The organism is Pseudarthrobacter sp. NPDC058329 (genome assembly GCF_042879835.1).
In the GTDB taxonomy this organism is placed as follows: Bacteria; Actinomycetota; Actinomycetes; order Actinomycetales; family Micrococcaceae; genus Arthrobacter.
Genome location: NZ_JBHVZR010000006.1, coordinates 198,402 through 212,737, shown reverse-complemented (window position 1 = coordinate 212,737; position 14,336 = coordinate 198,402). Strand labels below are relative to the sequence as shown.

The window sequence follows — 14,336 nt, the reverse complement described above, 5'->3', positions numbered from 1 at the left end:
GCGCAAGCGGCACTTCCGCCGTCAAAGCTTTCCCCAAGCGGGCCTACCTAATTTAGGAGAAACACGTAAATCCCCTAAGCACCATGCCAGTATGACGGGACAGAAATGACACCGCGGACCGTGATGACGGACAAAGTTTCCGCCGGGATGCGCACCACGCCGCTTAACCAGCGCTGGCGCGTTGTCCGGGCAGAACTTCGCACCGTCCGCTTTCGGGTACTGGCCACGGTCCTGGCGTTCCTGGCCGCCGGGTTGCTCGTCACCGGCATCACCACGCTCGCCCTGGACCTCCGCGCCCTCAACAGCCGCGTCAGCGGGGAGCTCCTGCTTCAGTCCGCCCGGCTGCAGAACATCGTGCACCAAGGTGCACCGGGGGGAGGGCCCTTCACCTCCCTCGATGAGCTGTTCACCGTGTTCCTCCAGGGTGACGCTCCCGGCAGGTACGAATCGGTGATGGCCACCATAAACGATGGCAACACGTTCCTGCCCGCCGGTGAGCAGCCGAGCAACCTCGCTACTCCCGCACTGCTTGAAACAGTGCACGCCCAGCACATTGAAAACCGCACCGTTTTCCACGACACAGCAATGGACGGCCGGACGGTGCGTCTGGCCATTACCTCTGTATCACTCGGCGAGGGAGGAAGCAGCGGGTTGTTGGTGGCAGCAAATGAGGTCGGGCGCCAGCGGGAGCAAATGCTGGCATCCTTTGGCACCTTCGCGGTGGCCTCGCTGGCCACGTTGCTGCTCGCGGGTGGCGTGGGTTTCGCAGTGACAGGCCGCCTGTTTGTCCCTGTCCGGCGCTTGCGCCAAGCCACGGAATCCATCACTTTTGAAGACCTGAGCAGCCGTGTCCTCGTCCCGTCGGGCGATGACGACGTTTCCCGGCTGGCGACCGACTTCAACCGCATGCTCGACAGGCTGGAAAAGGGCATCGCGGACCAGCGCCGGTTCGTGGACGATGCCAGCCATGAGCTGAGAACACCGCTGACCATCATTGGCGGCCATCTCCAGCTACTCCAAGCAGGCGACCCCAAGGATGTCAGCGAGACCCAGGTGCTGCTACTGGAGGAACTGGACCGGATGCAGTCCCTCGTGGATGAACTCCTGTTGCTGGCCAGAAGCGGCCGCCCGGACTTCGTCCGTCGGGACTGGATCGACGCCGATTCCTTCCTCAAGGCGGCCATGGACAGGGTCAGGGTCCTGGCGGACCGCCGGTGGCAGATCGAACAGCTGCCCGGCGGCCACATTCGCGCCGACCGCAACCGTCTCACCCAGGCCGTGGAACAACTGGCAGCCAACGCAGTACAGTCCACCCGGCGGCATGACGTTATTACCCTTGGTGCCGCCTGGACCGGGACAACCGGTGGCACGGCACCGCTTGGGGAACCGGACCCAGCCCTTGGCAGCCTCGAAATCTGGGTTGCTGACACGGGTTGCGGAATCAGCCCCGCGGACCAGGAGCGGATCTTCGAGCGCTTCGCCAGGGCCGGGGTATCGCGCGGCAAAGAAGGATCGGGCCTTGGGCTGCCGATCGTCAAGGCCATAGCCGAAGCACACAGCGGAACACTGCGGGTCACTTCGCACATCAATGAAGGCAGCCGGTTCGTTCTTTCACTCCCGGGAGGAGCACCATGACACGGATATTGATCGCCGACGACGAGCCCCGGATCGCGAGTTTCATCACCAAGGGACTGACAGCAGCCGGGTACACCACCTCCTCGGTGGAGGACGGCATCCGGGCCCTGGACTACGGCAGCTCCGGTGAGTTCGACCTCCTCATCCTGGACATCGGCATGCCCCGGATGGATGGCTTCGCCGTGCTTTCGGCTTTGCGCGCCATGAAGTGCACCGTTCCGGTAATCGTCCTGACGGCCAAGGATTCGCTGGAGGACACCCTGGCAGCGCTCGACGGCGGCGCGGACGACTACATGACTAAACCCTTCAGGTTCGAGGAGCTGCTTTCGCGGATCCGCCTGCGGCTGCGGGACAAACCGGGGGTTCCGGAGGCACCAGGCCCAACCAGCGGCGACGTCACCCTTGACGTGGACCTGCGCAGCGCCACGGTAGGGGGCCGGACGGTGCCGCTGTCCGCCCGGGAATTTGCCATGGCCCGGGCGTTCGTGGAAAACGAGGGCAGGCTGCTCACCCGCGAGCAGCTGCTGAGCCGGGTGTGGGGATACGACTTTGACGGGTCCTCCAACGTGGTGGACGTCTACGTGGGCTACCTGCGCAACAAACTCGGGCCAGAACGGTTTTTGGCGGTCAGGGGTGCCGGTTACCGCTTCGTGGCTGCCACCGCTGCCCTGCCCCGAACCTCCTCCAGCACATGAGAGGTCTCTCATTAAAATCTCATACCCCTCTCACCGCGGCCCGGCAGAGTGGGAACACAAACCAAGAAAGGCGAGTTCGATGAAGAATTTCTGGTACCTCCCTATCGCAGCCGCAGTAGGCGTTACAAGCCTTACGGTCTGGGGTCAGGCCAACGCCGGCCCACCCCCTGAAGTCTCCCCCGGCGTGGTGATAACGGCGGACGTAACATCCGGCAGCGGCACCGCCAAAACCGATGACCGGGCAGCCGTGCTTTCCACTCCATCCCCCACCACCGGCATCACCGCGATCCCTGGGCACACAACCCAGGAAACGCAGCTGGTCCCCGCCGAGCCGCAGACCTACGCACCGGTGCCACCCGCCAGCCCCACGCACGAGGCCTTCGACGACAAAGGCGGCCTCAGGGCAGACAACCTGTCCGACGACCCGCCCGGTGACGACAAGGGCGGCCTCAGGGCAGACAACCTGTCCGACGACCCGCCCGGTGACGACAAGGGCGGCCTCAGGGCAGACAACCTGTCCGACGATCCGCCCGGTGACGACAAGGGAGGCCTGCGGGACGACGACGTGTCGGACGACGCTCCGGGCGATGACAAAGGCGGTGACCGGTAGCGCCTGACAACACACAACAAGGTTTTCCCTAGGGAACCCCTGCAGCATTGCCTTGTTTCGCCGACCCACTGGGGCGTCGGCCCTACAGGGAGCAGATCGCAGGATGAAGTCCTCAGCGCGCAAGCCAGCACACTCACCTCAACACAACAGCCTCCGGCTGCTTGCTGCATCGGGGGCGGTGGCGTTGGCCGCGTCCATGGGCCTGCCGCCGATCGCTGCAAACGCGGTGCAGGCTCCGGTGGGCGCCGGCTTCACCGTGACGCCTGCAGACCTGTCCTTCATCCTGAAACAGATCAAGATCGCCGAAGCGCACGTAGCCAACACCACGTCAGAGACCGGGCCGTGCGGTGCCCTGGTGGGATCCGGCCCCAACCAGCTTGCCAGCCCGCTGCTGTCTCACGGGCTGCGCACAGTTGACGGAAGCTGCAACAACCTCCAGCCCGGCCAGGAGTCCTTCGGCGCGTCGGACCAGGTGTTCACGCGCCTCGGCTCCAAGTCCTTCACAGCCGCGGAAAGCGGCTCCTTCGGCGGGCCTCCCGCGGCCACGAGCTACACGCAGAAGTCAGGAAGCGTCTTCGATTCCCGGCCGCGCACCATCAGCAACCTGATCGCCGATCAAACGTCCACCAACCCGGCAGCCGTGGCTGCGGCGGGGTTCCCGGCGCGGACGCAGGGCAACGAGGGCGTGGTGCCCTGCACCACCGACCCCGCGCCCGAGGCGACTCCCCCGGTGAAAGCCGCCCCGGACGGCTGCGTCCCCTCGCACAACACGCTGTTCATCCCCAACGTCACTACCGACGTCGGACTTTCACCGCCTTACAACTCCCTGTTCACCCTGTTCGGGCAGTTCTTCGACCACGGCATCGACCAGACCGTCAAGGGGGGCGGCACGGTCTATGTTCCGCTCAAGGCCGATGACCCGCTGATCGCAGGGCCGGACCACGTTTTCGGCAACGCCGATGACCTCAATCCGCGCATGCGTTTTATGGTCCTGACCCGAGGCCAGAACCAGCCGGGCGAGGACGGCAAGCTGGGGACCGCGGACGATGTCCAGGATGCCCTGAACACAAATTCGCCGTGGGTTGACCAGAGCCAGACCTACTCCTCGCACTCCTCACACCAGGTTTTCCTGCGCGAGTACGCCGACAATGCGGCGCGCCGTCCCGTTTCAACAGGCGCGATGCTGGGCGGCGCAGAGGGCACACGGACGGCCGGCGGCATGGCCACCTGGGCTGACACCAAAAGGCAGGCACGTGAACGGCTCGGCATCCAGCTCCTGGACAAGGACGTCCTCAACGTCCCCATGCTCGCGGCCGATGCCTACGGAAAGTTCATCCCCGGGCCAAAGAACGGGCTCCCGCAGTTCGTAACCCAGTCCGGCCTGGTGGAGGCAGACCGTGCCGCCAATGGCGGGCTGGGAACCCTCGTCCCCCAGGACGTGCTGTACTTCAATACTCCTTTCCTGACAGACATCGCGCACAACGCCGACCCGTCACCGCAGGACGCCGACCATAATCCGGCCACACCGCCGGCAGCGCCGGGCGCGGACGGGGACGATGCGGCTTCCGCCGATTTCGCTGCCCAGGCTCCGGGCACTTACGACGACGAGATGCTGAACGCGCACTTCATCGCCGGCGACGGCAGGGTCAACGAGAACATCGGGTTGACCGCCATTCACCAGGTCTTCCACTCCGAGCATGACCGCATGGTGGCCGACATCAAGCGGGTTCTCGGCAACGACACCTCTGCCCGGGGCGTGGCCGCCTTGGCCGAGTGGAAGCTGGCCGAAGGAGCAGACGGCTGGAACGGCGAGCGGCTCTTCCAGGCCGCGCGGTTTGTCACGGAGATGGAGTACCAGCACCTGGTGTTTGAGGAGTTCGCCCGGAAGATCCAGCCCGCGATCAATATCTTTGAGCCCTTCGCTTTTGCCCAGACGGACATCAACCCCGCGGTCAGCGCCGAATTTGCCCACGCGGTGTACCGCTTTGGCCACTCGATGCTCACGGAAACCATTTCCCGCCGCAACGAGGACAGCCCGGGAACGGACAACGTGTTTGGAACGTCCGACGACGTCCGGGGCTCCCAGAATGACGTGTCCCTTCTCGAGGGGTTCCTGAATCCGCCCGCCTACGCGGACGGAGGCCCAGCAGGTCCCCTGACGTCCGAAGAAGCCGCGGGCAGCATCATCATGGGCATGTCGGACCAGGTGGGCAGCGAACTGGACGAGTTCGTCACCGATACGCTCCGGAACAAGCTGCTGGGACTCCCCATGGACCTGGCGGCGATCAACCTGACGCGTGCCCGGTCCGAGGGCCTGCCCACGCTGAATAACCTGCGCCGGGAGATCCATGGCGCCACCAATGACAGCCAGCTTAAGCCGTATACCAACTGGATCGACTTTGGCGAGAACATCAAGCACCCGAAGTCCTTGGTCAACTTCGTGGCCGCCTACGGCAAGCACCCATCGATCCTCGAAGCCACCACAATGGAGGCCAAGCGAACAGCAGCCCGGCTGATCGTCAGCCCGGACGCCCTGGCCGGCGAGGTAGCGCCGGAGGACGCCGTGGCCTTTATGAACAGCACGGACGCCTGGGCCAACAACGGAAGCGCGTCGGCCACCGGCCTCGACGAGATCGACCTGTGGATGGGCGGCCTGGCCGAACGTACCAACCTGTTCGGCGGCCTGCTCGGCAGCACCTTCAACTACGTCTTCGAGAGCCAGATGACCGATCTTCAGAACGGTGACCGGCTGTACTACCTGGCGCGCACGCCCGGCATGAACCTGATGGCGCAGCTTGAAGGAAACTCCTTCGCGGAGATGATGATGCGCAACACCAACGCCCAGGCGCTGAAGGCCGACGCCTTCGCCACCGCTGACTGCAAATTTGAACTGAAGAACCTCAACGGAACCGCCCAGGGCTTCGCCTCCGCCGGTAACGCCGTCGCCGACGATCCCGCATCGGAATGCAACGAGTCCGCGCTGCTGATCCGCATGCCGGACGGCACCATCAAGTACCGGGCCTCCAACTCGGTGGACCCGGCCGGCATCAACGGCCAGGCCGTGTACAACGGCTCCGTCAACGCTGACCGCATCCACGGCGGTGTGGACAACGACACCATGTGGGGCGGCCCTGACAAGGACGTCATCGAAGGCGGCGACGGCGCCGATACCGTTTTGGGCGGCGACGGCAACGACATCATCACCGACCTGGCCGGCGACGACATCCTGAAGGGCGGGCCGGACGATGACGCGATCGACGGCGGCCCGGGGCTGGACCTGCTCCTCGGCGGGGACGGAAAGGACTTCATCAACGGCGGAGCGAACTCGAATGAGACCTTCTCCGGTGAAGATGACGACTTTGTGATCGCCGGTGAAGGCCTGGACGCCGTGTTCGGCGGCGGCGGAAACGACTGGGCCGAAGGCGGCGATGGCCCGGACCTGCTGATCGGCGACTCCAGCAACCTGTTCTTCCTGGACGACTCGCAGAAGCCGGGCAACGATGTCCTGGTGGGACAGGGCGGGGACGACGACTACGACATGGAAGGCGGGGACGACGTCGGCATTGCCGGACCGGGCGTGGAGAAAGTGGCCGGCGCCTCCGGCTACGACTGGGAAACCGGCCTCTACGATCCGCAGCCGCAGGACGCTGACCTTGACCTTCCGATCGAGCCCCTGGACATCCTGCAGGTGGGTGTCCGTGACAGGTACAACGAGGTGGAAGCGCTCTCCGGCGGTCCCCTCGACGACACGCTCCGCGGCGATGACCGCATTCCCAAGACCATGGGCGGCGCCGGCTTCATCGGCTGCGATGCCCTGGACCAGGCCGGCGTGGACCGGATCAAGGGACTCAACGAGCTGATCCCGTCCCTGCCCACTCCCCTGGCCGACGTCGTCAACGCCTCCGCCTCCAAGGAATGCCCGGTGTTGACCGGACCGCAGGTCTGGGGCGAAGGCAACATCCTCCTGGGCGGCGGCGGCAGCGACCTCCTCGAGGGCCGCGGCGCCGATGACATCATCGACGGCGACCGCTACCTCAGCGTCCGGCTCAGCGTCCGCACCGACGCCACCAACGCGGCCACTGAAATCGGCAGCGCCACGGGAATGAACACCCAGTACCAGCGCAATGCCGACGGCACCCCCACCGGCCCGACGCTCCAGCAGGCGGTGTTCGCAGGGACGGTGGACCCTGGCAACATCATCGTTGTCCGGGAGCTCCTCACCTCTGCCGAAGGAACCGACACCGCGTACTTCTCGGACTTCGAGTTCAACTACACCGTCACCACCACCGGTGGCGACGGCACCATGGGCTCGCCAGGATCCGTTACCACCGTCCAGCACAACAGCGGTGAGCACGGCACGGACACGCTTCACAACATCGAACAGCTCCTCTTCGGCGACGGAACCGACGGAGTGGACGACGACGGCGAGAACGAGGTGGAGGACGGCGTCGACGAGGTTGAGGACGAGGTGGAGGACGACGTCGACGAAGGAACCGACGACGACGCCGGCGAAGGGACCGACGACGACGCCGGCGAAGGGACCGACGACGGCACCGGGGACGAGGTGGACGAAGGCACCGACGCCGGGGTCAATGACGGGGTGGATGTCATTCCGGGCGACGGCGAGGTTGTTGTGATCGTCACGCCGACGCCGGACCCCGCGCCCGGTCCCGGAACCACACCGGTGAACCCGGCACCGATCGACCAGACGCCCGTGGACCCCGCACCCGTCGACCAGACACCAGTGGACCAAACACCCGTGGCCCCGGTCGAACAGACACCAATCGACCAAGCGCCAGCGGACCAGACGCCAGTAGATCCTGCCCCGGTGGATCAGGCACCCACGGACCCCGCCCCCGTCGAGCAGACCCCGGTCGACCAAACACCCGCGGACCCCGGGCCGGTCGAGCAGACACCAGTGGACCAAACACCCGTGGAGCAGACACCGGTGGACACGGCCCCGGTCGAGCAGACCCCTGTCGACCAAACACCCGCGGACCCAACACCCGCGGACCCCGCACCCGTCGACCAAACACCCGTCGACCAAACCCCAACGGACCCCGCACCAGTGAGCCAGGACCCTGCGGCGTGGACCGGAGGCTTCCTGCTCCGGACCGTCGATTCCACGGGGACACAGGTGGGAGAAATCCTGACTGCTGAGCCGGGTGCCACAAGCATCGTGGTCCGGGACCTGGAAAACGGTGCCGCTTACCGGTTCCAGGTTGCCCCGGCCAATGGCAGCAGCGTTCCCGAGTTCTCCGATTTGAGTGAGGTTGTTGTTCCCGGTGCCACGGAGGACGAGCGCCGCATCTTCAACCCCTTCACGGCAGGACCCGGGACGGAACCGGCCCAGGTACCCGGCGTAGCACCGTTCGGCGGCGCGCTCGGTACCGCCACGGCCGTCTCCCTCGCGGCGCTGGCCAGGTACATTGTGACCGATCCGGCCACCGCGGTCCTCGCCCTCACTACGGGCGGCCTGCTGGCGGTCTGTGCCCTGCTGGGGTACAAGCTGTACCGTTCCCGGGCTGTCACCAAGAAGGAAGCGGCAAAGGAACTCACCGAGGCCTGAGTAACCGGAGCCCGGCCATTGCCAAAGGTGGCCTGCCGTCAACGTGGGGGCAGGCCACCTTTGGCGCGTCACCCGGGAGATTAGGAAACTCCAAGGTTTGCGGCACGAGGTTCCTCCAAGTGGCCGGGGCGGGCAAAACGGTTGCCCGGGAAGGCGGCGGACGGACAATTTGCCGGACGGAAGTTGTCCTTCGAGGAGTGATCAGAATGGTCCTTCAAGCAGCACGGTTCAGCCGCATCACCACGGCAACAGGACTCTTTAGCCGGTGCGGCCGGCATGCTCCTCGGAATGGCTCTCAGTCCCTGGGAGCCTGAGGAAAGCGCTGCCAGCATGATCCAGACCATCAGCGCCGCCCACCCGGTCCAGCGCGAGGTTGCCCCGCTCTTCCTCCATTACGGCTTGGTCTTCCTGTCCATCTCCGTGCTGCAGCTGCTGCCCGTGGTCCGCCACCGGGCCGTGCTGTGGGGGCAGATTCCGGGGCTCATTGGTGTCTACGTGGGACTCCCGCTGTTCCTCCTGGTCCTTTGGCGCAACCACGTCATCCCGTGGTGGCCGGTCGCGGCCGTAGCGGCCTTCATCATCGCGTCCCTGGTCCTCCCGGCCCAGCGGTGTGCTGTCCGACCAGGGCGGCCGGCACCCTAATGTTATTTCGCGCCGGACAGCAGGGTGCCTTGGACTGCCGTCAAAGGCACAGCGCCGAAGTCCCGGGAGTCAATGGACACACCGCGGTTGTCCCCCAACACGAAGACGCTTCCGGCGGGCACCTTTTCGGGGCCGAAGTACGTTGCGTCGATGCGGCTGTGGTCGATGAACGGTTCCGGTACCGCGACGTCGTCGACGTACAGCTCGGAATCACGGATGGCAACGGTCTGCCCCTCCTTGGCGATGACGCGTTTGATGGCAGTTTGTCCGTCAACGGGGCTGGTGAAAGCCACCACCACGCCGTTCTGGATCCAGCCCGCCACGGCAGCGGGCTTGTACAAAAGCACCACGGAACCAGACTGAATGGTGGGCTCCATACTGTCCGAGGACACGGTGAACGGCTCCACCAGCCACGCGCGGATGGCAATAATGGCCAGGGCCGGAATCAGTGCCACCACAAGGAGCCGGGGCCAGCGGCCTCTGGCTAGCCCCGCTGGCAGCGGGAGGATGCGACGGCCCGGGAGCCGCCGCCTGCCGTGGCGCTTTACCTGTGTGGTATTCAATCGTTGTCTTCCTGGTCGTCCCATTCAGCTTTGGCCGCTGTCATGGGATCGTTGTCGTCCACGTCAGTGGCTGCCAGGCCCACCCGGAACTGGGCCATCATGTCGTGGTCCTCGTGCGGCAGGTTGTGGCAGTGCATCATGTACAGGCCCTTGTGGGGCGTGAACTTCATTAGCAGCCGTACGGTCTCGCTCTCACCGACGTACACCACGTCCTTCGGGCCGCGCTCGTAGGCGAAGGGGGCCTTCCCGTTGCGGCTGAGGACCTGGAAATCCACCAGGTGGATGTGCAGCGGGTGGAACCAGCCACCCGACTTGTTCTCGATTTCCCAGATCTCTACCGAGTTGACTGCCGGATCGGCGACCACCTTTTTGTACCCACTGGCGATGACGTCCTGCCAGCTGTCGTCGTTGATGGTCCACAGGTTGGTGACGTCGTTCCGCTTAACCCGGAATTGGCGTGTCTTCACAGACTGCTTTGCGGTCAATGACATCGCTTCGCTGCCGGTCAAGGTGGTGGGAATCCGGTTCCACGTGGGATCGGAGGTGTCCACCGGCTCGTCCGTGACGTCGAAGGCCATGATCTTGTTGGTGAAGTCGTAGTCCACGTTGTTTTTGTTGGACAGGTTCCTTAGCTCAACGCGCTGCCCAGTCTTGTACTTCCGGAAATCGATCAGGACCTCATACCGCTCAGCCCCGGCGTGCCGGTAGTTGGCAACACTCTGCGCCGCCGGCATCAGGCCTCCGTCCGTCCCCACCACAATCAGGGGATCCCCGGTGCTGAGCGTGGGCCGCAGTGAGCGTGAGATGGACGCGTTCAGAATCCGGAAGCGGTACACACGCTTCTGTACCTTCATAACGGGCCATGGCCTGCCGTTGACCAGGATCACGTCGCCCCAGAGGCCGGAGTGGGTGTTGTCGTCGTAACCCAGTGAACCGTTCGCGGCGAACATAACGTCGTTGATGGTCAATGCCACGTCGAAGCGGCCCTGCGGGAGCAGCTGCCGTTCGATGGGGTCGTGCATGTGGTACTGCGCGGCGAGGCCCGAATAGGCGTTCAGTGCGGTGTAGTGGACGCCGTGGTCGTGGTACCAAAGGGTGCGGGCCGGCTGGAAGTTGGGGTAGTGGTAGTCCTTGTAGAACCCCGGGTAGGTGATGTCGCTGGCGTAGCCGTCATACTGCGGCAGGGACGCCGACCCGTGCAGGTGGGTGGATGTGGAAAGGGCGTGTCCGTCCAGCGCATGCTGTGCGGGAAGGTGGTTGCGGACCCTCAGCACAGCTTTGGTGCCCTGGTCCAGGCTGATGGTGGGCCCCGGGAACAATCCGTTGTAGCCGAGGATAGGTGTGGTCAGCCGGGGCAGGATGTTGGCCGTAGCGGCCTTCTCTGTCACCTGGTAGTAATTGACGGGGAGCCCGTCCTTGGGATCGATGCCGGTGGACGAGGGCTTCAGGAATGGTGCCTGGTAGAACTCTGACTGGAAGGGCCGTGGCATCTCCCGGTCGCTGAGCCGGCTGGCCGACTTGGCTTCCACCGATCCTGTGGGCAACAAAGCGCCCCCTGCTCCGAGGACGCCCAGGCCCCCGATCAACAAAACCTGACGGCGTGAAATTGTCATGGTTAACCTCCTTTACTGGCTACGCTCACTGTGCCGAACCCAGCTTGTAAATTTCCTGCGTGTAATTCCCCAAGTCCTTGGAGAAACCCTGACCACGGCTGCACGCCGCATTTCGTCAACGGAGGCTTGAGTCATTCTTGCGGCATCCTTGACCCGTTCTGCCGGAGCCCTTGAGCCTGGGGGTGCACACTGATTTGTGTAAGGCCGGAAGCGCAACGCAGTTGCATCTGGGACCTGGGGCCCGGAACGCCAAGGCCTTTATGGGGGACAACAGAGGTCTTAATGCTTGGCGGTGTCGAGAAGCCGGCACCGCCAAGCAGGCCTCTTTGTATGAATGCACGTAGCGGCAGCGCTGAACCGTCGCCAGTAGGTAGTTGTTGCAGAAAAGCGAGTACTCGCTACTCGTGTGCTTCCCCATCCCCGCCCCGTAACGTCCTGAGGAGCGTCGCAGGAGACATTCTTCAAACGTTTCGACTGTTCAGGGGGAACAGACTATGGGGACAAATACACGGGTGCGGAAGCTGCACCATCATGCCGGGGCCGATGACGGAGGCGGCGGGACAGCGTGGTTCCGCAATAAGTCATCGGCCCCTACTACGTCCAGGCTTCCTGGATTTCTTTCGACCCGCTCCAGAGCCTAGGGCTGTGGACCTGTTGGCGAAAGGACAGCCGTGACTCAGGAGGACGGCCAAACATTGCCCCTGCTGGACAGTTCAGTACTGGACAGGCTGCACCTGGAACTGGACTCCGACGAAGGCGTCTGGAGGGTATTCATTCAGGACTTCATCGCACACCTGCCAGCCCGGATGGAAAGGCTCCGGATGGCTCTGACCACCGGGGATGTTGTAACCGCAAAGGATGCGGCACTCAGCCTGAAAACCTCAAGCCAGATGGTGGGCGCGGAAAGGTTGGCTGGCCTTGCCCTTGACGTCGAGCGGTCCCTGCGGTTCGACCCCACGGAGGGCGATCCCTTCGTTGTCCTGCCCCGCATTGCAACAACCCATCTCATGGGGATCAGGAGTTGCGCGCAACAGACCACATATCTCTTGAAAAAGCACCTGCTGCAATCCCCCGGTCGGGTTTAGTTGCCGCGGTAGCAGGATTCTTCCGGGCCGTAGTGAAGCCAGCCAGGTAGGTCCACGGTGAATGCAACGCGGACGGCAGGGGTATTGGCCACGGTCCATTCCATCCGGCCCTTGACCTCTTCCTTGTCCCACTCGAACCAATTGATTATCTTCAGCTGCGGGAACCGTGCCGCCGTGGCCGGATCCCGACAGCAAGGTGTCATCACCGTTGGTAGTAGGGAGCGTAAGCGTCGTCGTTCATGGTCAGGGCGCCGTCCCCATTGGTGTCCAGCGCCGTAAAGCCCACATCATTGCCGAGCCGGGCGCTCGCGTACGGATGGCATCTCGTGACCAAACCGCACGAGGACAGGGACGCCGTCGTTATTGACTCCTGCGAGGTCTCTGGCCAACGCCTCGGCGGATTCGGCGGTGACCTGGGAAGCCCGCTCACCGGCTCCAAGGGCAGCAGCATCATCTGCCCGTTCGCACGAATTTGCTGTAGATTCCCGCGCCACCGATGCCCGCGGCAACCAAGCGACTACCCCCAACATCGCCTGCAACTGATTTCCCGGTCTAGGAGGTGGAGGTGGCCCCTCCCGCGCTCTTCCCGCATTCTGCCGACGTCGGTAACCTTGAAAGATCAGCAGCCTACTGACGTTCCGGGGCTGGTGAGGGGGCTCCTGCAGGAGGGCTGTATGTTTCACGCCGTCCGGACAATGTGTCGCCTGTCCGGGTGCCTTCCTCATGGGAATTCCATTGAAACCTCTTCAAGATCAGCCGTACTCTTCTTCCGCCGTCGGCCTCCAACGAACTTTCGGCGTTGAGGAAGAGTTCCTGCTCGTGGACCCCGCCAGCGGGCAGCCGGTGCCGGTGGCCGAACGGGCACTGCGGCACGTCACAAGGAACCCCGGCACAGCCGGTGGCCCAACCTTGGCTCTTGAAGTCAAGCAGGAGCAACTTGAGGTCATTGGGCCTGTCTGTTCCAGACTGCAGCAGCTGGCAGAGGCCATCCTGCTGGGCCGGATGATGGCCGATACAGCCGCCCGTGCGGTGGGCGCCAGGGCGGTGGCCCTGGCCACAAGCCCCCTGTCAGCCACTTCAACCCTGGTACAGCAGCCGCGCTACCTGAAGATGGCGGCCCGGTTCCACCTGACCCTTCGGGAGCAGCTGACCTGCGGTTTCCATGTACACGTCCACGTCGCTTCGGGGGAGGAAGGGGTGGCGGTCCTGGACCGCATTCGCCGTTGGCTGCCGGTGGTCCTGGCGCTGAGCGCGAACTCCCCGTTCTGGCAGGGAACCAACACCGGCTATTCGAGCTTCCGCTACCAGGCGTGGAGCCGCTGGCCGACGGCGGGACCTTACGAACAGTTCGGATCCTTGCGTGAGTACCGGCGCCACGTTGAAGCATTGCTGGCTTCCGGAGTGCTCCTGGACGAGGGCATGGTGTACTTCGACGCACGGCTGTCCCGCAGCCACCCCACCGTTGAGGTGCGGATCGCCGATGTCTGCCTGGAGGCGGCCCACGCGACCATCCTCGCAGCGGTTGTACGGGCATTGGTGGAACGGGCTGCCCAGGAGTGGTGGGCGGGCGTCCCGGCGCCCCGCCTGCCGGCCGAACAGCTGCGCCTGGCGAGCTGGATGGCCAGTGACGCAGGCGTGGAAGGCAACCTCATGCACCCCCTCATGTACGTTCCATGCCCTGCCACCGAAGCTGTGCAGGCCCTCCTGACGCACATCCGGCCTGCCCTGGTCAGCAGCGGGGACGAAGAGTACGTGAGGCTGGGGCTTGCCGGCATCCTCGCCTTCGGCACCGGCTCGCACCTGCAACGTGCAGCGATGGTCAGCAGCCAGAGCCTGGCCGCGGTGGTCATGGACGCCGTCGAACGCACCCATGGAACTGCCACTGAAACCCCTGGCCGCGCCCGGCACCTCCACTCCACCTGAC

The 14,336-nt window shown here is 64.5% G+C and carries 10 protein-coding genes; 7 read left to right on the top strand and 3 right to left on the bottom strand.

The features are described from left to right. Nucleotides 1–105: 105 nt before the first annotated feature. The 5 genes from ACFVYC_RS11060 to ACFVYC_RS11040 all read left to right on the top strand — a co-directional run bounded on the left by ACFVYC_RS11060 (nt 106) and on the right by ACFVYC_RS11040 (nt 9,151). Nucleotides 106–1,635: a sensor histidine kinase gene (locus tag ACFVYC_RS11060; protein WP_387549768.1), complete on the top strand. Its 1,530-nt coding sequence runs from the start codon at nt 106–108 to the stop codon at nt 1,633–1,635. Beyond that, the gene (locus ACFVYC_RS11055) at nt 1,632–2,330 is read left to right on the top strand and encodes a response regulator transcription factor (RefSeq protein WP_387549766.1); all 699 of its coding nucleotides are present in this window, start codon (nt 1,632–1,634) and stop codon (nt 2,328–2,330) included. The genes ACFVYC_RS11060 and ACFVYC_RS11055 overlap by 4 nt, the downstream gene beginning before the upstream one ends. A gap of 79 nt (nt 2,331–2,409) precedes the next feature. Further along, the gene (locus ACFVYC_RS11050; protein WP_387549765.1) at nt 2,410–2,940 is read left to right on the top strand and encodes a hypothetical protein; all 531 of its coding nucleotides are present in this window, start codon (nt 2,410–2,412) and stop codon (nt 2,938–2,940) included. A 103-nt stretch (nt 2,941–3,043) separates the two neighbouring features. Next, on the top strand, nt 3,044–8,509 hold the full coding sequence (locus ACFVYC_RS11045) for a peroxidase family protein (protein ID WP_387549764.1): 5,466 nt from the start codon (nt 3,044–3,046) through the stop codon (nt 8,507–8,509). 288 nt (nt 8,510–8,797) lie between these two features. After that, nucleotides 8,798–9,151 (top strand): hypothetical protein, encoded by a 354-nt coding sequence (locus ACFVYC_RS11040; protein WP_387549762.1) that lies wholly within the window; start codon nt 8,798–8,800, stop codon nt 9,149–9,151. A gap of 2 nt (nt 9,152–9,153) precedes the next feature. On the opposite strand, the gene lepB is transcribed toward ACFVYC_RS11040, so the two are convergent. Next, complete coding sequence (gene lepB / locus ACFVYC_RS11035; RefSeq protein ID WP_387549760.1) at nt 9,154–9,714, bottom strand: signal peptidase I; 561 nt, start codon at nt 9,712–9,714, stop codon at nt 9,154–9,156. Beyond that, nucleotides 9,711–11,327, bottom strand: a complete 1,617-nt coding sequence (locus ACFVYC_RS11030) for a multicopper oxidase family protein (RefSeq protein ID WP_387549759.1) — start codon at nt 11,325–11,327, stop codon at nt 9,711–9,713. Before ACFVYC_RS11030 ends, lepB begins: the two co-directional genes overlap by 4 nt. Before the next feature lie 671 nt (nt 11,328–11,998). On the opposite strand from ACFVYC_RS11030, the gene ACFVYC_RS11025 reads away from it, so the two are divergent. Beyond that, nucleotides 11,999–12,412, top strand: a complete 414-nt coding sequence (locus ACFVYC_RS11025; RefSeq protein WP_387549757.1) for an Hpt domain-containing protein — start codon at nt 11,999–12,001, stop codon at nt 12,410–12,412. On the opposite strand, the gene ACFVYC_RS11020 is transcribed toward ACFVYC_RS11025, so the two are convergent. Then, complete coding sequence (locus ACFVYC_RS11020) at nt 12,409–12,615, bottom strand: hypothetical protein (RefSeq protein WP_387549755.1); 207 nt, start codon at nt 12,613–12,615, stop codon at nt 12,409–12,411. The genes ACFVYC_RS11025 and ACFVYC_RS11020 overlap by 4 nt on opposite strands. Before the next feature lie 532 nt (nt 12,616–13,147). Between ACFVYC_RS11020 and ACFVYC_RS11015 the strand changes: the two genes are divergently transcribed. Continuing rightward, complete coding sequence (locus ACFVYC_RS11015; protein WP_387549753.1) at nt 13,148–14,335, top strand: glutamate--cysteine ligase; 1,188 nt, start codon at nt 13,148–13,150, stop codon at nt 14,333–14,335. The last annotated feature ends 1 nt before the right edge of the window (nt 14,336 follow it).

Bases quoted from the DNA above. Each gene is read 5' to 3' on its own strand.
- ACFVYC_RS11060 (WP_387549768.1), top strand. From the start codon at position 106: ATGACACCGCGGACCGTGATGACGGACAAAGTTTCCGCCGGGATGCGC.
- ACFVYC_RS11055 (WP_387549766.1), top strand. From the start codon at position 1,632: ATGACACGGATATTGATCGCCGACGACGAGCCCCGGATCGCGAGTTTC.
- ACFVYC_RS11050 (WP_387549765.1), top strand. From the start codon at position 2,410: ATGAAGAATTTCTGGTACCTCCCTATCGCAGCCGCAGTAGGCGTTACA.
- ACFVYC_RS11045 (WP_387549764.1), top strand. From the start codon at position 3,044: ATGAAGTCCTCAGCGCGCAAGCCAGCACACTCACCTCAACACAACAGC.
- ACFVYC_RS11040 (WP_387549762.1), top strand. From the start codon at position 8,798: ATGGCTCTCAGTCCCTGGGAGCCTGAGGAAAGCGCTGCCAGCATGATC.
- ACFVYC_RS11030 (WP_387549759.1), bottom strand. From the start codon at position 11,327: ATGACAATTTCACGCCGTCAGGTTTTGTTGATCGGGGGCCTGGGCGTC.
- ACFVYC_RS11020 (WP_387549755.1), bottom strand. From the start codon at position 12,615: ATGACACCTTGCTGTCGGGATCCGGCCACGGCGGCACGGTTCCCGCAG.